Consider the following 16,958-nt stretch of genomic DNA (forward strand, 5'->3'; position numbering starts at 1 on the left):
TTGCGCAGCGCCGGTCACATGCCGCTGTAGACGGGACCTTCGCCGCCTTGCGGGGCCACCCAGACGATGTTCTGGGTCGGGTCCTTGATGTCGCAGGTCTTGCAGTGCACGCAGTTCTGCGCGTTGATCTGCAAGCGGTCGTCGCCGTGGTCGTCCTTGACGAATTCGTACACGCCGGCCGGACAGTAGCGCGATTCCGGGCCGCCGTACTTGGCCAGGTTGACCTGCACCGGCACCGACGGGTCTTTCAGCGTCAGGTGGATGGGCTCGTTTTCATCGTGGTTGGTGTTCGAGATGAACACCGAGCTGAGCTTGTCGAAGGTCAGCTTGCCATCGGGCTTGGGGTAGTCGATGCGGGCGCATTGCGACGCCGGCTGCAGGCAGGCGTGGTCGGGCTTGCTGTGGCGCAGGGTCCAGGGCATCTTGCCCTTGAACACCAGTTGCTCGATGCCGGTCATCAGCGTGGCCACGGTGCGGCCCTTCTTGAACCACTGCTTGAAGTTGCGCGCCTTGTTCAGTTCGGCGTGCAGCCACGAGGCCTTGAAGGCTTCGGGGTACGCGGCCAGTTCGTCCTGGCGGCGGTCGGCGACCAGCGCGTCGAACGCGGCTTCGGCGGCCAGCTTGCCCGACTTGATGGCGGCATGGCTGCCCTTGATGCGCGAGGCGTTCAGGAAGCCGGCTTCACAGCCCACCAGCACGCCGCCCGGGAAGGTCAGCTTGGGCAGCGACAGCAGGCCGCCGGCCGTGATGGCGCGGGCGCCGTAGGCAATGCGCTTGCCGCCTTCGAAGGTGCCGCGGATGGCCGGGTGGGTCTTGTAGCGCTGGAATTCGTCGAACGGCGAGAGCCACGGGTTGGCGTAATCCAGGCCGACGATCATGCCCACGGCCACCAGGTTGTTGTCCAGGTGGTAGAGGAACGAGCCGCCGTAGGTATCGGCGTCCAGCGGCCAGCCGGCGGTGTGGATCACCAGGCCGGGCTTGGACTGGGCCGGGTCGACTTCCCACATTTCCTTGATGCCGATGCCGTAGGCCTGCGGGTCGCGGCCGTCGTCCAGCTTGTAGCGGTCGATCAACTGGCGGCCGAGCTGGCCGCGCGCGCCTTCGGCGAACACCGTATAGCGCGCATGCAGTTCCATGCCGGGCTGGTAGTGGTCGGTATGGCTGCCGTCGCGGGCCACGCCCATGTCGCCGGTGGCCACGCCGCGCACGGCGCCGTTTTCGTCGTACAGCACTTCGACCGCGGCAAAGCCGGGGAAGATCTCGACGCCCAGCGCCTCGGCCTGTTCACCCAGCCACTTGACGACGTCGCCCAGGCGGACGATGTAGTTGCCGTCGTTGTGGAAACAGGGCGGCAAGAGCCAGTTCGGCGTAGCGCGCGCGCCGTTCTGCGACAGGAACAGGAACTTGTCCTGCGTGACGGGCACGTTCAGCGGCGCGCCTTTTTCTTTCCAGTCGGGGATCAGTTCGGTCAGCGCCAGCGGGTCCATGACGGCGCCAGACAGGATGTGCGCGCCCAGCTCGGCGCCCTTTTCAAGGACGCAGACGCCGATCTCCTGGTTTTTCTCAGCGGCCAGCTGCTTCAGACGGATGGCAGTGGCCAGGCCGGCGGGTCCCCCGCCAACCACGACCACGTCATATTCCATCGACTCGCGTTCAGACATTGCAAAGCTCCCCGTATGTATTCCATATATGGCTGGAAGTATTATCGGCGATTGTATTGCAGGCGGAGGCCTTGCACGTCTTCGCATTTCTTTCAGCCATCAGGAGTAATTGGTGAACCCGGACACTCAGTCTGCGCGGATTCTGGCGGTGGGCGATACCCATCACGTGGATTTGCCCTTGCGTTGGGGCGACTCCGACGCCTTGAACCATCTCAACAACACGCTGTACTTTCGCCTCATGGAAGAGGCCCGCATGCAGATCCTGTACGACGCGGGCTTCGAATTGCCGGCCAACGACGGCGCCATCCTGGCGCATGCGTCCTGCGATTTCCTGCGCCCCTTGACCTACCCGGCGACCGTGCGGGTCACGCACAAGGTCACCCGCATCGGCCGCTCCAGCGCCGAATTCGAACTGCTGCTCGAGAAGGTCGGCGACGATGCCGGCCCCTACGCACGCGGCCGCAACGTGCTGGTCTGGATGGATTACGTGGCCAATACGTCCGCACCGTGGCCGCCCGAAGTGCTGGCCAAGATGGCCACGCAGTTCCAGCCGGCGGCGTAGCGCCGCGCCTGGCGGTCGGTCCGGCTTTGTGGCGCTGTTTGAAACAGCGCACGCATTTGCCGGGCATGCCGTTAAAATCAAGCGCAAACCATAATAGAAATAAAAGGGCGCGCCACCCTCGGCGACGCGACCCGGCAGGCATCGGGCCCCGCTGCGATGCCGCCGGCAAGCGCCACCGGCAGCCGCGCCTTAAGGAAAAACAGGGCTCGCCGCCGTGCGAGACTCTCTTCAGTTCGACCTTAATTAGGAGTTGGAGCGATGGACAAGGTTTTTGCAAGCGCCCAGGAGGCGCTGGCAGGCATCGTCAAAGACGGCCAGATGATCGCCGTGGGCGGTTTCGGCCTTTGCGGCATTCCCGAAGCCCTGATCGCCGCGCTGCGCGATTCGGGCGTGAAGGACCTCACTTGCATCAGCAATAACGCAGGCGTCGACGGCTTCGGCCTGGGCCAGCTGCTCAATACGCGCCAGGTTCGCAAGATGATCGCGTCGTACGTGGGCGAAAACAAGGAATTCGAACGGCAGTACCTGTCGGGCGAACTCGAACTTGAATTCACGCCGCAGGGCACGCTGGCTGAAAAGCTGCGCGCGGGCGGCGCCGGCATCCCGGCCTTCTTCACCCGCACCGGCGTGGGCACCATCGTCGCCGACGGCAAGGAAATCCGCGAGTTCGACGGCCAGCAATACGTGATGGAACGTTCGCTGGTGCCGGACGTGTCGCTGGTCAAGGCGCACATCGCCGACCGCAGCGGCAACCTGGTGTTCCGCAAGACGGCGCGCAACTTCAATCCGAACGTGGCCATGGCCGGCAAGTTCACGGTGGTCGAGGTCGAAGAAATCGTCGACACCGGCAGCCTGGACCCCGACCAGATCCACCTGCCCGGCATCTATGTGCACCGGATCGTGCTGAACGCCACGCCGGAAAAGCGCATCGAACAACGCACCACTCGCCCGGCCTAAGGAGAACACGACATGGCATGGTCCCGCGATGAAATGGCGGCGCGCGCCGCGCGCGAGCTGCAAGACGGTTTTTACGTGAACCTGGGTATCGGCCTGCCGACCCTGGTGGCCAACCACGTGCCCAAGGGCGTCGAAGTCTGGCTGCAATCCGAAAACGGCCTGCTCGGCATCGGTCCCTTCCCGACCGACGCCGAGGTCGACGCCGACCTCATCAACGCCGGCAAGCAGACGGTCACGACGCTGCCTGGCTCGTCGATCTTCTCGTCGGCCGACTCGTTCGCGATGATCCGTGGCGGCAAGATCAACCTGGCCATCCTGGGTGCGATGCAGGTGTCCGAAAAGGGCGACCTGGCCAACTGGATGATCCCGGGCAAGATGGTCAAGGGCATGGGCGGCGCAATGGACCTGGTGGCCGGCGTCGGCCGCGTCGTGGTCCTGATGGAACACGTGGCCAAGAAGAAAGACGGCACCGAAGACATCAAGCTGCTGCCCGAATGCAACCTGCCGCTGACCGGCGTGGGGGTGGTCGACCTGATCATCACCGACCTGGGCGTGATGGAAGTCACCGAAAACGGCCTGAAGCTGCTGGAAACGGCGCCGGGCGTGACGGTGGACGAAATCCAGTCCAAGACGCACGCCAAGCTGGACGTGTCGGCGGTCAAGTAAACACCGCTGCCCGGAAAACGAAAACGCCCCGCAAGGGGCGTTTTTCATTGGGGCCGACCCAAAGGAGGCGGCGCGCCGCGTCAGGCGGCCTCTTGCAGCAGCATGCCCACGTGCGGGATGCCGTCTTCGATGTATTCCTCGGTGACCGGCACGAAGCCGTGGCCGCCGTAGTAGCCCTTGAGCCGCGCCTGGGCGCCCAGGTACACCGGCTGGCCGGGCCACAGGCGCGCCACTTCGGCCTTGGCGCGGCGCATCAGCTCGTGGCCCAGCCCGGTGCCGCGGGCCGCCGGGGCGGTGATCACACGGCCGATGACGGCCTGGCCGTCGTTCAGCGCCGGTTCCAGCAGGCGGCTGTAGGCCAGCAGGGCGCCGTCCTGCCAGGCCATCAGGTGCTCGGTCTGCCCCAGCAGGTCCTTGCCGTCCATGTCCAGGAAGACGCAATTCTGTTCCACCACGAAGACTTCCGAGCGCAGGCGCAGGATGGCGTAAAGCTCGGCGGGGGTGAGTTCGGCGTGGGGTTTGCAGATCCAGGCGGGCATGCGGACGGTTCCGGAAATCGGGAGTGAAGGAGGGGCAAATAGCGTACCTCAAACCGGCCCCGTTTCTTTTGATGCACTGTTACATAAATTCACGGGTATACCCTTAGTATGAAAATGAATTTTCTTATCTAAAATTTATGTGTAAACAGATTTACACAATCGCCCGCTACTCTCCCGCTCCCCACCCCCGATGAACAAGGCCGTACTCACGATCGCTGATCGGATCGCCCGGGCCCAGCCCGCGCTGAGCCGCACGCAGCACAAGATGGCCGAATACGTCCTGGCGCACCAGTTTCGCGTCGCCACGATGACCATCGACGAATTCGCGGCGGCGGTGGGCGTCTCGGTGGCCACGGCCAACCGTTTCGCGCGCGCTCTGGACCTGCCGGGCTACCCGCAATTTCGCGCTGAACTGGCGCGCGGTTTCGAAGCCGCGCTGGAACCCGTTGAAAAGCTGCGCACGGAACTGGCGCATTCGGCCAGCGCCGTGCAGATCTTTGCCGCCACGCTCGAAGAAGACATCCGCAACGCCCAGCGCAATCTGCAATCGCTGGACTCGGCCGCCTGTGATCAGGCGGTGGAAGCGATTCTGGCCGCCGAGCGCGTCTTCATCATCGGCTTCGGCGCCAGCGGTTTTCTGGCCGGGCTGCTGCAGCGGGGCCTGTGCATGCACCTGCACTCGGTCGAATCGCTGGCCGGCCCCGGCGGCGTGTCGCACGCCGCGCGCCAGATGTCGCGCATGACCAGCAAAGACCTGGTGATCGCCATCGGCTTCCCGCGTTATCTGGCCGATACGGTGACCCTGGCGGGCGCCGCGCAGCAAGCCGGCGTGCCGGTGCTGGTGCTGACCGACAAACCCACATCTCCGCTGGCGCCCACGGCATCCGTCGTGCTGTACGCGTTTTCCGCGCGCCAGCTGATCCCCAATTCCGAAACCGCCGCGCTGGGGCTGATCGAAGCCCTGTCGGCCGCGGTGGCCTATCGGGCCAAGAATTCCGTCGCGGCCGCCGCTGGGGTGACCCAGTCCGTCATGCCGTGGCTCATCCATGGAGTAGGTAAACGATGATTCAACCCGTGATTGCCATTCACGGTGGCGCCGGCGCAATGTCCCGCGCGGCCATGTCGCCCGAGAAAGAACAGGAATACCTGAGCGCCCTCGAATCCATCCTGGCCGCGGGCCAGGCCGTGCTGGCCCGTGGCGGCAGCGCCCTGGACGCCGTCACCGAAGCCGTGCGCCTGCTGGAAGACTGCCCGCTGTTCAACGCCGGCCATGGCGCCGTGTTCACCAGCGCCGGCACCCACGAGCTGGACGCCGCCATCATGGACGGCGCCACGCTGCGTTCGGGCGCCATCGCCAACGTCAATTGCGTGCGCAACCCGGTGTTCGCCGCGCGCGCCGTCATGGAAACCAGCAAGCACGTGTTCTTCGTGGGCGAGGGCGCCGAAGCCTTCGCCAAGGACGCGGGCCTGGAACTGGTCGACCCGTCGTATTTCTCGACCGAAGCGCGCCGCGAGCAACTGCTGCGCGTGCAGCGCGAAACGCCCGAAGCCGCGGTGCTGGACCACGACGGCCAGGCCATGGTCGCGCGCGGCCAGCCGGCCCCGGCCGATCCGCTGGATTCGGACAAGAAGTTCGGCACGGTCGGCGCGGTGGCGCTGGACGCCCAGGGCAACCTGGCTGCGGCCACGTCCACCGGCGGCATCACCAACAAGCAGGTCGGCCGCGTCGGCGATGCGCCGTTGATCGGCGCCGGCACCTACGCCAGCAACAAGACCTGCGCCGTGTCCACCACGGGCACCGGCGAGATGTTCATCCGCATGGTCGCCGCCTATGACGTGGCGGCCCAGATGGAATATTGCGGCGCGTCGCTGGAAACGGCGGCGGACCGCGTTGTCATGGAAAAACTGCCCACCATCGGCGGCAAGGGCGGCCTGGTGGCCGTCGACGCCCAGGGCAATGTGGCCTTGCCGTTCAACACGGAAGGCATGTACCGCGGTTACGCCCGCGTTGGCGAGAAGCCGGTCGCCGCGATCTATCGCTGAGCGGCGCCGCGTTTCGTTTTTGTCAGTTTTGGGGATTACTAAAGATATGGTTGATCGCGCAAACAGCCTGGCGCTGCCGGATAACCGCGTGGTCCAGGTCAACGACCTGACGGTGCGCTTCGTGGGTTCGGAGCGCACGGTCGAAGCCGTGCGCAACCTGTCGTTCCATGTGGACCGGGGCGAGACCCTGGCCATCGTGGGCGAGTCGGGTTCGGGCAAGTCGGTGACCTCGCTGGCGCTCATGCGCCTGGTGGAACACGGCGGCGGACGCATCGCCCAGGGCCAGATGGCCCTGCGCCGGCGCAACGGCTCGGTGATCGACCTGGCCGGCTCCAGCCAACGCGTCATGCGCAATGTGCGCGGCGCCGACATGGCCATGATTTTCCAGGAGCCGATGACCTCCTTGAACCCGGTGTTCACGGCCGGCGACCAGATCGCCGAGTCCATCCGCCAGCACCAGGGCAAGGACGCCGCAGCCGCGCGCGCCGAAGCGCTGCGCATGCTGGAACAGGTGCGCATCCCGGAAGCCAAGTCGGTGCTGGACCGCTACCCGCACCAGCTGTCGGGCGGTATGCGCCAGCGCGTCATGATCGCGATGGCGCTGGCCTGCAAGCCGGCGCTGCTGATCGCCGACGAGCCCACCACCGCGCTGGACGTCACCATCCAGGCCCAGATCCTGCAACTGATCCGTCAGCTGCAGGAAGAAATGCACATGGGCGTGGTGTTCATCACCCACGACATGGGCGTGGTGGCCGAAGTGGCCGATCGCGTGCTGGTCATGTACCGCGGCGACAAGGTCGAAGAAGGCCCGTCGGAAACCGTGTTCGCGGCGCCCCAGCATGCCTACACCAAGGCGCTGCTGTCGGCCGTGCCGAAGCTGGGCGCGATGCAGGGCACCGACCTGCCGGCGCGTTTCCCCCTGCTGCAGGTCGATGGCAAGGCGCAACCGGTGGCCGAGCCCGGTGCGACCAGCACCCAGGAAGTTCCGGCTGCGCGCCGCGAGCCGATCCTGAGCGTGCGCAACCTGGTGACCCGCTTCGACCTGCGCGGCGGCATCCTCAGCCGTGTGCAACGCCGCGTGCACGCCGTGGAAAAGGTCAGCTTCGACCTGTACCCCGGCGAAACGCTGTCGCTGGTCGGCGAGTCCGGTTGCGGCAAGTCCACCACCGGCCGCTCGCTGCTGCGCCTGGTGGAAAGCCAGGGCGGCGAAATCCGCTTCGGCGGCCGCGACATCGTGCGCCTGAAGAACAGCGAACTGCAATCCCTGCGCCGCGACATCCAGTTCGTGTTCCAGGACCCGTTTGCCTCGCTGGACCCGCGCGTGACCGTCGGCTTCTCGATCATGGAGCCCCTGCTGGTGCACGGCGTGGCCAAGGGCCGCGAGGCCGAGCGCCGCGTGTCCGAACTGCTCGAGCGCGTCGGCATGCCGCCCGAAATGGCGCAGCGCTATCCGCATGAATTCTCGGGCGGCCAGCGCCAGCGCATCTGCATCGCGCGCGCCCTGGCCCTGAACCCGAAGGTCGTGATCGCCGACGAATCGGTATCGGCGCTGGACGTGTCGATCCAGGCGCAGATCGTGAACCTCTTGATCGACCTGCAGCGCGACATGGGCATTTCGTTCCTGTTCATTTCGCACGACATGGCCGTGGTCGAGCGCGTGAGCCATCGCGTGGCCGTCATGTACCTGGGCCAGATCGTCGAGATCGGCCCGCGCCGCGCGATCTTCGAGAACCCGCAGCACCCGTACACCAAGAAGCTGATGTCGGCCGTGCCGATCGCCGATCCGGCGCGCCGCCACCTCAAGCGCACCTTGCTGTCCGACGAGATTCCCAGCCCGATCCGCAGGCTCGACGACGAGCCGGTGGTGCAGCCGCTGGTGCAGGTAGGAACCGATCACTTCGTTGCCCGCCATGCGGTCGGCGGAGCGTATTGAGTCAGTTGTTGTACTTGTTTTTCTTCCACCAAACCCCCTAATTCCTTACAGGAACCAGGAGTTGCAATGATGAAAGTTCTGCGCCCCACCAAACTGATGGCCGCCGCTGCGGTGGCCTTCGGCGTGCTCACTTCGCCGCTGGCGCATGCTGCCAAGGACGTGACGTTTGCCGTCTCCATCGCTCTGGAAACGCTCGACCCGTACAACACCAACAGCACGCTGAACCAGGCGGCCGGCAAGGCCTACTACGAAGGCCTGTTCGAATTCGACAAGGACCTGAAGGTCCAGAAGGTCCTGGCCACCGACTACACCGTCAGCGAAGACGGCCTGGTGTACACCTTCAAGCTGCGCGATGGCGTCAAGTTCCATGACGGCACCCCGTTCAACGCCGAAGCCGTCAAGATCAACTTCGACCGCCCGGCCAATCCGGAAAACCGCCTGTCGCGCTACATCCAGTTCAGCGTCATCGAAAAGATCGACGTGATCGATCCGCTGACCGTCAAGATCACCCTGAAGAAGCCGTTCTCGGCCTTCATCAACGCGCTGGCCCACCCGGCCGCCATGATGATCTCGCCGGCCGCGCTGACGAAGTACGGCAAGGAAATCGGTTTCCACCCGGTGGGCACGGGCCCGTTCGAATTCGTCGAATGGAAGCCGGCTGAATACCTGAAGGTCAAGAAGTTCGACGGTTACTGGAAGAAGGGCTACCCCAAGGTCGACACCCTGACGTTCCGCACCGTCACCGACAACAACACCCGCGCCGCCGTGGTGCAGACGGGCGAAGCGCAGTTCGCTTTCCCGGTGCCGTTCGAGCAGGCCGCCGTGCTGCAAAAGAACGACAAGCTGGACGTGGTCGACCACAAGAACTCGATCATGGCCCGCTACCTGTCGATGAACGTGCAGCAAAAGCCGTTCGACAACGTCAAGGTGCGTGAAGCCATCAACTACGCCATCAACAAGGAAGCCCTGGCCAAGGTCGCTTTCTCGGGCTACGCCACCATCGTTGACGGTGTCGTGCCGACCGGCGTCGACTTCGCCCACAAGACCGGCCCGTGGCCGTACGACATCAAGAAGGCCAAGGCGCTGCTCGCCGAAGCCGGCTACCCCAACGGCTTCGAAAGCCAGCTCTGGTCCGCCTACAACGACGGCACCTCGGTGAAGGTGGTGCAGTTCCTGCAGCAGCAACTGGCGCAAGTCGGCATCAAGGTGTCGGTGGAAGTGCTGGAATCGGGCCAACGCGTGCAGCGCGTGCAGCAGGTGCAAAAGCCGGAAGACGCCAAGGTCCGCATGTACTACGCCGGCTGGTCGTCCTCGACCGGCGAAGCCGACTGGGGCCTGCGTCCCTTGCTGACCACCGCCGCTTTCCCGCCGGTGCTCAACAACGTGTCGTACTACTCGAACAAGTCGGTTGACGACGGCATCCAGCAAGCCCTGGCCACGACCGATCGCGCCAAGAAGACCGAGATCTACAAGACCGTTCAGGAAACCATCTGGAAGGACGCCCCGTGGGCCTTCCTGGTGACCCAGAACAACCTGTACGTCAAGTCGAAGAACCTGTCGGGCGTGTACGTGGAACCGGACACCTCGTTCTGGTTCGGCGACATCGACCTGAAGCAGTAATCCGGCGGTAACTCTCGGGGCCGCAAGGCCCTTGCAAGGCCACATACGGCGGGGACGCGGTGTCCCCGCCGATGTTGCAGGAATTTCAATGCTGACCTACATCGTCAAACGTCTTTTGGGCATGATCCCCACGCTGCTGCTGGTAGCCGTGGTCGTGTTCCTGTTTGTGCACATGCTTCCGGGCGACCCGGCGCGACTGGCCGCGGGCCAGGAGGCCGACCAGCAGACCGTTGAGCTGGTGCGCAAGGAACTGGGGCTGGATCTGCCCCTGCCGCAGCAATTCGTGCGCTACTTCAGCCACATGCTGCAAGGTGACCTGGGTACCTCGCTGCGTACCAAGCGTCCCGTCTTGACTGAAATCTCCGATCGCTTCATGCCCACGCTGTGGCTGACGATCGCCAGTATGGCCTGGTCCGTCACGTTCGGCATGATCATCGGGATCGTGTCCGCCGTGTGGCGCAACCGCTGGCCCGACCGCCTGGGCATGACGCTCGCGGTGTCCGGCATCTCGTTTCCCGCCTTCGCGCTGGGGATGATGCTGATGCAGGTGTTTTCCGTGAACCTGGGCTGGCTGCCGACCGTGGGCGCCTCGACCTGGCAACACTACATCCTTCCGTCCATCACATTGGGCGCGGCGGTGGCCGCGGTGATGGCGCGCTTTACCCGCGCTTCCTTCGTGGAAGTCATCCAGGAAGACTTCGTGCGGACGGCCCGCGCCAAGGGCCTGACCGAGCGCCGCGTGGTCATCAAGCATGCCTTGCGCAATGCGTTGATCCCGGTCGTCACCATGATGGGCCTGCAGTTCGGCTTCCTGCTGGGCGGCTCGATCGTGGTCGAGACGGTGTTCAACTGGCCCGGCCTGGGCCGACTGCTGGTCGACGCCGTGACCCAGCGCGACTACCCGGTGATCCAGGGCCTGGTGCTGCTGTTCTCGTTCGAATTCATCCTGATCAACCTGATTGTCGACGTGCTCTACGGCGTCATCAATCCCAGCATCCGTTACAAGTGAGGCGGCCATGAGCAATACGACCCCCGCCGCGACCATCGCCGCCGTTCCCAAGAACGACGTGCGCACGCCCGCCACCGAGTTCTGGCGCAAATTCAAGAAGCAGAAGCTGGCGCTGGGCGCCGGCCTCTTCGTCCTGCTGCTGGTCGTGGTGGCGATCTTCGCCCCCTGGATCGTGCCGTTCGACGCCGAGAACTTCTTCGACTACGACGCGCTCAACGCCGGTCCGTCGCTGACCCACTGGCTGGGTGTGGATTCGCTGGGCCGCGATATCTTCAGCCGCATCATCATGGGCGCGCGCATTTCGCTGGCCGCGGGCTTCCTGTCCGTCGCCATGGGCGCCATCGTCGGCACCTTCATGGGCCTGATGGCCGGTTACTACGAAGGCTGGTGGGAACGCATCACGATGCGTATTTCCGACGTGCTGCTGGCGTTTCCCGGCATGCTGCTGGCCATCGGCGTGGTGGCCATCCTGGGTTCCAGCATGGTCAACGTGATCGTGGCCGTGGCCGTGTTCAGCGTGCCGGCGTTTGCCCGCCTGGTGCGTGGCAACACGCTGTCGATCAAGCAGATGACCTACGTCGAAGCCGTCAAGAGCGTGGGAGCGTCCGACTGGACGATCATCATGCGTCACATCCTGCCCGGCACGATCTCGCCGATCGTGGTGTACGGCACGATGCGTATCGGCACCTCGATCATCACCGCGGCCAGCCTGTCGTTCCTGGGCATGGGCGCATCGCCTCCCACGCCGGAGTGGGGCGCGATGCTGAACGAAGCGCGCGCCGATATGGTGATCGCGCCGCACGTGGCGATCTTCCCGGCGCTGGCGATCTTCCTGACCGTGCTGGCGTTCAACCTGCTGGGCGACGGCCTGCGCGACGCGCTCGATCCCAAGATCGACCGCAAGTAGGTCACACGCAATGGCTGCCCGCTCGCCTCGCCCCATCGGTTCCGGGCCTGGCGCGGCGGTCGCCCATCTCGCCGCCGCCCGCGTTCGGGCGCCCGCCATCCGGCAGGCGCATCGGCCACGCAGGACGGCGGCGTTTCGCATTCTGGGGCCCGCCTTCGCGGGCCTCTCGACAGGCAGTAAGTAATTCATGGACAAACAAATGCAGGACCTCCCTCGCATCGGCACCTTGCCGTCGGGCCCGCTGGATTCGATCTGTGACGTGGGCGACATCACCGTCGGCCACAGCACGCTGGCGGACGGCGCGCGGCAGACCGGCGTGACGGTGGTCAAGCCGCATGCCGGCGACCCCTACCTGGACAAGGTGCCGGCGGCCGCCACTGTGCTGAACGGTTTCGGCAAGAGCACCGGGCTGGTCCAGGTGCAGGAACTGGGCGTGCTGGAAACGCCCATCGCCCTGACCAACACCTTTGGCGTGGGCACGGTGGCCAATGCCCAGATCCGCGCCGCGGTGGCGGCCAACCCCGGCATCGGCCGCGGCATGGCGACGGTCAATCCGCTGGTCTTCGAATGCAACGACGGCTACCTGAACGACATCCAGGCGCTGGCGGTGCAGGAATCGCACTACGCCGATGCGCTGGCCGCCGCGGACAAGCACTTCGCGCAAGGCGCGGTGGGTGCGGGGCGCGGCATGTCCTGCTTTTCGTTCAAGGGCGGCATCGGCTCGGCCTCGCGGGTGGCCACCATTCAGCCGGGCCAGCGCTACACGGTCGGTGCGTTGGTGCTGTCCAACTTTGGCCGCCTGCCCAACCTGACCGTGGCAGGCCGCCCCTTCGGCCGCCGGCTCGCGGACCAGCTGGACCGGGGCCTGGCACAGGCGGGCGAAAACGCCGCCATCGTGCCGGAAAAGGGTTCCATCATCTTGCTGGTGGCGACGGACGCACCGCTGGATGCACGCCAATTGCGGCGCCTGTCGCTGCGCGCGGGCGCGGGCCTGGCGCGCACCGGCTCGGTGTTCGGCCACGGCAGCGGCGACATCGCGCTGGCGTTTTCCACGGCCTACACGGTGCCGCAAGAAGCCGAGCGCCCGATGCCGGCCATCGCCATGCTGCACGAAGCCCGTATCGATCCGCTGTTCGAAGCCGCGGCCGAGGCCTGCGAGCAGGCCATCATTGCCGCGCTGTGGCGCGCCGACAGCGTGCAGGGCCGCGACGGCCATGTCCGCACCGCCATCCGCGACGCTGCGCCCGACTGGCGGCAGTGGCTGGCCGACACCGAATTCTAGAATCCCACCAAGGCACTCCCATGAAGATCCTCATTTCCACCGATATCGAAGGCGTCGCCGGCGTCTTTCATGCTGAACAGATCCGCGCCGGCAACGGCGAATACGAGCGCGCCCGCGCCTGGATGACCGCCGAGGCCAACGCCGCGGTGCAAGGCGCCATCGCGGGCGGCGCCGAAGAGATCCTGGTCAACGATTCGCACGGCGGCTTTCGCAACCTGCTGCCGGACGGCCTGGACGAGCGCGCCCGCCTGGTGCTGGGCAAGCCGCGCTACCTGGGCATGATGGGCGGGCTGGAAGAGGGCTGCGATGCCGTCTTCATGATCGGCTACCACTCGCGCTCGCAGGGCCGCGGCGTGCTGGCGCACACGATCAACAGCTTTGCCTTTGCCCGCGTCTTCATCAATGGCATGGAACTGGGCGAGGCCGGCCTGTACGGCGCCCTGGCCGGCGAAATGGGCGTGCCGGTCATCCTGGCGACGGGCGATGATGTCTTCATCTCGGAAACCACCGACCTGTTCCCCGGCGCCCAATGGGTGCAGACCAAGGTGGCCCACGGCCAGGGCAGCGGCGTGACCTTGTCGCCGGCCGCCTCGCGCCGCGCCATCACCGCCGCTGCCGAAACCGCCGTCAGAAACATCAAGAAGGCCGTTCCTTTCCGCATCCCGGCCCCTATAGAATGCCGGTTGCAGACGCAGACCTCGGCGCTGGCCGACCTGTTCTGCATGTGGCCCACGCTCGAGCGCGTGGACGGCGTGACGCTGCGGTTCACCACGGACAGCATGCAGGCCGCCATCCGCACGCTGAACAGCCTGGCCGCCATGTCTTTCATGTTGCGCTAAGGAAACCCATGTCTAGCACCGACGCCCGTATCGCCCAACTGCGGCAGGCCATGAGCCGCCGCGGTCTGTCCGCCTATATCGTTCCGTCTTCGGATCCGCACCTGTCCGAATACCTGCCCGCGCGCTGGCAGGGCCGGCGCTGGCTGTCGGGCTTCACGGGGTCGGTGGGCACGCTGGTCGTCACGGCCGATTTCGCCGGCTTGTGGGTCGACAGCCGCTACTGGGTGCAGGCCGAGGCGCAACTGGCCGGCACGGGCGTGCAGCTGATGAAGATCGCCGTGGCCACCACGCCGGGGCATGTGGACTGGCTGGCCGCCAACACCCGCGCGGGCGACGTCATCGGCGTCGACGGCCAGGTGCTGGGCCTGGCGGCGTTCCGCGCCTTGTCGGTGGCCGCCGCCACGTCGGGCGCCACGCTGGAAATCCGCGCTGACCTGCTGGACGACGTCTGGTCCGACCGCGCCGGCCTGCCCACGGCCGCCATCTACGAACACGTGGCGCCGCAGGCGTGCGTGTCGCGCGCCGACAAGCTGGCCCAGGTGCGCCATGCCATGCGCGGCCACGGCGCCGACGTGCACTTCGTCAGCACGCTGGACGACATCGCCTGGCTGTTCAACCTGCGCGGCGCCGACGTCGACTACAACCCCGTATTCGTCGGCCACGCCCTGATCGGCCTGGATCACGCCACGCTGTTTGTCGCCGACGGCAAGGTCGATGACGCCCTGCGCGCCGTCCTGGCCGCCGATGGCGTCGAGGTGGCGGGCTACGCCCAGGCCGCCGACGCGCTGGCCTCGCTGGAACTGGACCAGAAGCTCCTGATCGACCCGGCCCGCGTCACCTGCGGCGTGTTCCACGCAATGGACCCGGCCGTGCCCCGCGTCGAAGCCATCAACCCGTCCACGCTGCTCAAGTCGCGCAAGACCGACGCCGAACTGGCCAACGTGCGCCAGGCCATGGCGCAGGACGGCGCGGCGCTCTGTGAGTTCTTCGCCTGGTTCGAAGGCGCGCTGGGCCGCGACCCGATCACCGAACTGACCATCGACGAACAGATCACCGCCGCCCGCGCGCGCCGGCCCGATTACGTCTGCCCCAGCTTTGCCACCATCGCCGGCTTCAACGCCAATGGCGCCATGCCGCATTACCGCGCCACGCGCGAATCGCATGCGGTGATCGAAGGCGACGGCCTGCTGCTGATCGATTCGGGCGGCCAGTACCTGGGCGGCACCACCGACATTACCCGGGTCGTCGCCGTGGGCACGCCCAATGCCGACCAGAAGGTCGATTTCACGCTGGTGCTCAAGGGCATGATCGCGCTGTCGCGCGCCGCGTTCCCGCGCGGTACGCCGTCGCCCATGCTGGACGCCATCGCCCGCGCCCCGATCTGGGAAGGCGGCGCCGAATATGGCCACGGCACCGGTCACGGCGTGGGCTACTTCCTGAACGTGCACGAAGGCCCGCAAGTCATCTCGTACCGCGCGGCCCCGGGCCCGCACACCGCCATGGAACCCGGCATGATCACCTCGAACGAACCGGGCATCTACCGCCCTGGCCGCTGGGGCGTGCGCATCGAAAACCTGGTGGCCAACCGCAGCTGGCTGACCTCGGAACTGGGCGAGTTCCTGTGTTTCGAGACCCTGACGCTGTGCCCGATCGACACCCGCTGCATCGAACCGACGCTCTTGCGCGCCGACGAGATCGCCTGGCTCAACGAGTACCACAAGACCGTGTTCGAGCGCCTGTCGCCGCTGGTGCAGGGCGAGGCCCTGGCCTGGCTGGAACGCCGTACCGCGGCAATCTGACCTTGCCGTCGCGCGATTGAAAAAAGGCCCCGCGGGGCCTTTTTTCTTTGGGGGCAGGCCGGGCAGCTCGCCCGGTGGCGCATCAGCCGTTCACACGCGTCCGGCGTCGATCAGGGTGTCGCGCTCGGCATTGCGGCGACGGTAGAACAGCCGCGCGCCAATGACGCAGCCCAGCACCAGCAGCGCGATGTACACCGCCAGCGAGAACACGGCGGCGCTGTTCGAGGACGAGGCGCGGGCCAATTGGCTCCAGCTCATGGCCCGCAGGGCCAGGATGGACAGGCCGACGCCCAGCACCTGGGCCATCCAGAACGCGAAACTGCCATGGGCGACGGCGCGGCCGACGCCCGCCGCGCCCAGCGCCTGGGGTACCGCCTTGCGGCAGGCCAGCACCGCCGCCGCCATCACCACCACCGGCAACACCCAGTAGCCGAATGCATACTGGATCAGATCGGCCGACAGCGTCTGCATCTGCAGGAAAGCGCCCAGCGCCAGGGACACGTGCACTTGCCACAGCAAGAGCGTGGCCCCGGCGATCCAGGCGGCATGGCGCGCCAGATAGGGCCGCGCCCCGGCGCCGACGGCGGGTGTCACGCTCCAGGCGGCCACGCGCACCGCCAGCCAGCTGCCCAGGCCCCCCAGCAGGATGCCGACCAGCTTGAGCGGCACGCCCATCACCAGCGCACGCGTGATGTCGCGGTAAAAGCCCAGGTTCTCGTCCAGCCATTCCCGGTATGTCGTGATCAGCCAGAACATGCCTTGCTGCAGCAGCGTCAGGGCGGCGGAATGGAGCACGTTGTAGACGAGCAATACCGCCAGCAGCACGGCCACCATCTTGCCCGGGCGGTCCACGCCGCCCGCGCCCTGGCGGGCCAGCCAGCGCTGCGCGGTGCACCAGGCCACCAGGCCGCCCAGGACGGCGCCAGCGAACATCTGCGCCACGGTCGGCGCCAGCATCCCGGGGCGTTCATAGATCTCGCGCATCCGCTCGGCAAAAGGCGACGCCAGCACGATATAGGCTTGCAGCAGGATGGCGTAGGCAAGGTTCAGGCAGGCCGCGGCGGTGGCCAGGCGCCAGGGCAGGGAGAGGGAACGGTCGGGCAGGGCGGTCATCGGGTCGGGCGGGTTTCCGGTCAGGGGG

Annotated in this window: 15 protein-coding genes; 12 read left to right on the forward strand and 3 right to left on the reverse strand. The window is 66.3% G+C overall.

Annotation, left to right across the window (positions count from 1 at the left end):
* Positions 1–14: 14 nt before the first annotated feature.
* Positions 15–1,661, reverse strand: coding sequence for an electron transfer flavoprotein-ubiquinone oxidoreductase (locus HV798_RS01640; protein ID WP_175191059.1), 1,647 nt, complete (start codon positions 1,659–1,661; stop codon positions 15–17).
* A 112-nt stretch (positions 1,662–1,773) separates the two neighbouring features.
* Between HV798_RS01640 and HV798_RS01645 the strand changes: the two genes are divergently transcribed.
* The 3 genes from HV798_RS01645 to HV798_RS01655 all read left to right on the forward strand — a co-directional run bounded on the left by HV798_RS01645 (position 1,774) and on the right by HV798_RS01655 (position 3,846).
* Positions 1,774–2,223, forward strand: coding sequence for an acyl-CoA thioesterase (locus HV798_RS01645; protein WP_025137173.1), 450 nt, complete (start codon positions 1,774–1,776; stop codon positions 2,221–2,223).
* A 258-nt stretch (positions 2,224–2,481) separates the two neighbouring features.
* Positions 2,482–3,180, forward strand: coding sequence for a CoA transferase subunit A (locus HV798_RS01650; RefSeq protein ID WP_025137174.1), 699 nt, complete (start codon positions 2,482–2,484; stop codon positions 3,178–3,180).
* A 12-nt stretch (positions 3,181–3,192) separates the two neighbouring features.
* The gene (locus HV798_RS01655) at positions 3,193–3,846 is read left to right on the forward strand and encodes a CoA transferase subunit B (protein WP_175191060.1); all 654 of its coding nucleotides are present in this window, start codon (positions 3,193–3,195) and stop codon (positions 3,844–3,846) included.
* Between the two features lie 80 nt (positions 3,847–3,926).
* Here the strand turns inward: HV798_RS01655 and HV798_RS01660 are convergent, their stop codons facing one another.
* Positions 3,927–4,385, reverse strand: a complete 459-nt coding sequence (locus tag HV798_RS01660; RefSeq protein ID WP_025137176.1) for a GNAT family N-acetyltransferase — start codon at positions 4,383–4,385, stop codon at positions 3,927–3,929.
* A 190-nt stretch (positions 4,386–4,575) separates the two neighbouring features.
* On the opposite strand from HV798_RS01660, the gene HV798_RS01665 reads away from it, so the two are divergent.
* From HV798_RS01665 to HV798_RS01705, 9 genes are all read left to right on the forward strand, one after another.
* Entirely contained in the window at positions 4,576–5,451 is an 876-nt protein-coding gene (locus HV798_RS01665; RefSeq protein ID WP_175191061.1) for a MurR/RpiR family transcriptional regulator, read from the forward strand.
* Complete coding sequence (locus tag HV798_RS01670) at positions 5,448–6,428, forward strand: isoaspartyl peptidase/L-asparaginase family protein (protein WP_175191062.1); 981 nt, start codon at positions 5,448–5,450, stop codon at positions 6,426–6,428. The genes HV798_RS01665 and HV798_RS01670 overlap by 4 nt, the downstream gene beginning before the upstream one ends.
* Positions 6,429–6,474: 46 nt before the next feature.
* Positions 6,475–8,361: a dipeptide ABC transporter ATP-binding protein gene (locus HV798_RS01675; RefSeq protein ID WP_175191063.1), complete on the forward strand. Its 1,887-nt coding sequence runs from the start codon at positions 6,475–6,477 to the stop codon at positions 8,359–8,361.
* 66 nt (positions 8,362–8,427) lie between these two features.
* Positions 8,428–9,981 carry a glutathione ABC transporter substrate-binding protein GsiB gene (gsiB, locus tag HV798_RS01680; protein ID WP_175191064.1) on the forward strand — a complete coding sequence of 518 codons (1,554 nt, stop codon included), beginning with the start codon at positions 8,428–8,430 and terminating at the stop codon, positions 9,979–9,981.
* 88 nt (positions 9,982–10,069) lie between these two features.
* The gene (gene gsiC / locus HV798_RS01685; protein ID WP_025137181.1) at positions 10,070–10,990 is read left to right on the forward strand and encodes a glutathione ABC transporter permease GsiC; all 921 of its coding nucleotides are present in this window, start codon (positions 10,070–10,072) and stop codon (positions 10,988–10,990) included.
* A 7-nt stretch (positions 10,991–10,997) separates the two neighbouring features.
* On the forward strand, positions 10,998–11,897 hold the full coding sequence (gsiD, locus tag HV798_RS01690) for a glutathione ABC transporter permease GsiD (RefSeq protein WP_025137182.1): 900 nt from the start codon (positions 10,998–11,000) through the stop codon (positions 11,895–11,897).
* Between the two features lie 187 nt (positions 11,898–12,084).
* On the forward strand, positions 12,085–13,179 hold the full coding sequence (locus HV798_RS01695; RefSeq protein WP_175191065.1) for a DmpA family aminopeptidase: 1,095 nt from the start codon (positions 12,085–12,087) through the stop codon (positions 13,177–13,179).
* Between the two features lie 20 nt (positions 13,180–13,199).
* Positions 13,200–14,018 carry a M55 family metallopeptidase gene (locus HV798_RS01700; RefSeq protein WP_025137184.1) on the forward strand — a complete coding sequence of 273 codons (819 nt, stop codon included), beginning with the start codon at positions 13,200–13,202 and terminating at the stop codon, positions 14,016–14,018.
* A gap of 8 nt (positions 14,019–14,026) precedes the next feature.
* Complete coding sequence (locus tag HV798_RS01705) at positions 14,027–15,817, forward strand: aminopeptidase P family protein (protein WP_175191066.1); 1,791 nt, start codon at positions 14,027–14,029, stop codon at positions 15,815–15,817.
* 90 nt (positions 15,818–15,907) lie between these two features.
* Here HV798_RS01705 and HV798_RS01710 read toward each other — a convergent pair whose 3' ends face one another.
* Complete coding sequence (locus HV798_RS01710; protein WP_175191067.1) at positions 15,908–16,930, reverse strand: hypothetical protein; 1,023 nt, start codon at positions 16,928–16,930, stop codon at positions 15,908–15,910.
* Positions 16,931–16,958: the final 28 nt, after the last annotated feature.

The sequence above is a fragment of the Achromobacter deleyi genome (assembly GCF_902859705.1).
Classification (GTDB): Bacteria; Pseudomonadota; Gammaproteobacteria; order Burkholderiales; family Burkholderiaceae_B; genus Achromobacter; species Achromobacter deleyi.

What these genes read in the sequence shown, in the direction of transcription:
- HV798_RS01640 (WP_175191059.1), bottom strand. Translation starts at nt 1,661, where the DNA reads ATGTCTGAACGCGAGTCGATGGAATATGACGTGGTCGTGGTTGGCGGG.
- HV798_RS01650 (WP_025137174.1), top strand. Translation starts at nt 2,482, where the DNA reads ATGGACAAGGTTTTTGCAAGCGCCCAGGAGGCGCTGGCAGGCATCGTC.
- HV798_RS01655 (WP_175191060.1), top strand. Translation starts at nt 3,193, where the DNA reads ATGGCATGGTCCCGCGATGAAATGGCGGCGCGCGCCGCGCGCGAGCTG.
- HV798_RS01660 (WP_025137176.1), bottom strand. Translation starts at nt 4,385, where the DNA reads ATGCCCGCCTGGATCTGCAAACCCCACGCCGAACTCACCCCCGCCGAG.
- HV798_RS01665 (WP_175191061.1), top strand. Translation starts at nt 4,576, where the DNA reads ATGAACAAGGCCGTACTCACGATCGCTGATCGGATCGCCCGGGCCCAG.
- HV798_RS01670 (WP_175191062.1), top strand. Translation starts at nt 5,448, where the DNA reads ATGATTCAACCCGTGATTGCCATTCACGGTGGCGCCGGCGCAATGTCC.
- HV798_RS01675 (WP_175191063.1), top strand. Translation starts at nt 6,475, where the DNA reads ATGGTTGATCGCGCAAACAGCCTGGCGCTGCCGGATAACCGCGTGGTC.
- gsiB (WP_175191064.1), top strand. Translation starts at nt 8,428, where the DNA reads ATGATGAAAGTTCTGCGCCCCACCAAACTGATGGCCGCCGCTGCGGTG.
- gsiC (WP_025137181.1), top strand. Translation starts at nt 10,070, where the DNA reads ATGCTGACCTACATCGTCAAACGTCTTTTGGGCATGATCCCCACGCTG.
- gsiD (WP_025137182.1), top strand. Translation starts at nt 10,998, where the DNA reads ATGAGCAATACGACCCCCGCCGCGACCATCGCCGCCGTTCCCAAGAAC.
- HV798_RS01695 (WP_175191065.1), top strand. Translation starts at nt 12,085, where the DNA reads ATGGACAAACAAATGCAGGACCTCCCTCGCATCGGCACCTTGCCGTCG.
- HV798_RS01700 (WP_025137184.1), top strand. Translation starts at nt 13,200, where the DNA reads ATGAAGATCCTCATTTCCACCGATATCGAAGGCGTCGCCGGCGTCTTT.
- HV798_RS01705 (WP_175191066.1), top strand. Translation starts at nt 14,027, where the DNA reads ATGTCTAGCACCGACGCCCGTATCGCCCAACTGCGGCAGGCCATGAGC.
- HV798_RS01710 (WP_175191067.1), bottom strand. Translation starts at nt 16,930, where the DNA reads ATGACCGCCCTGCCCGACCGTTCCCTCTCCCTGCCCTGGCGCCTGGCC.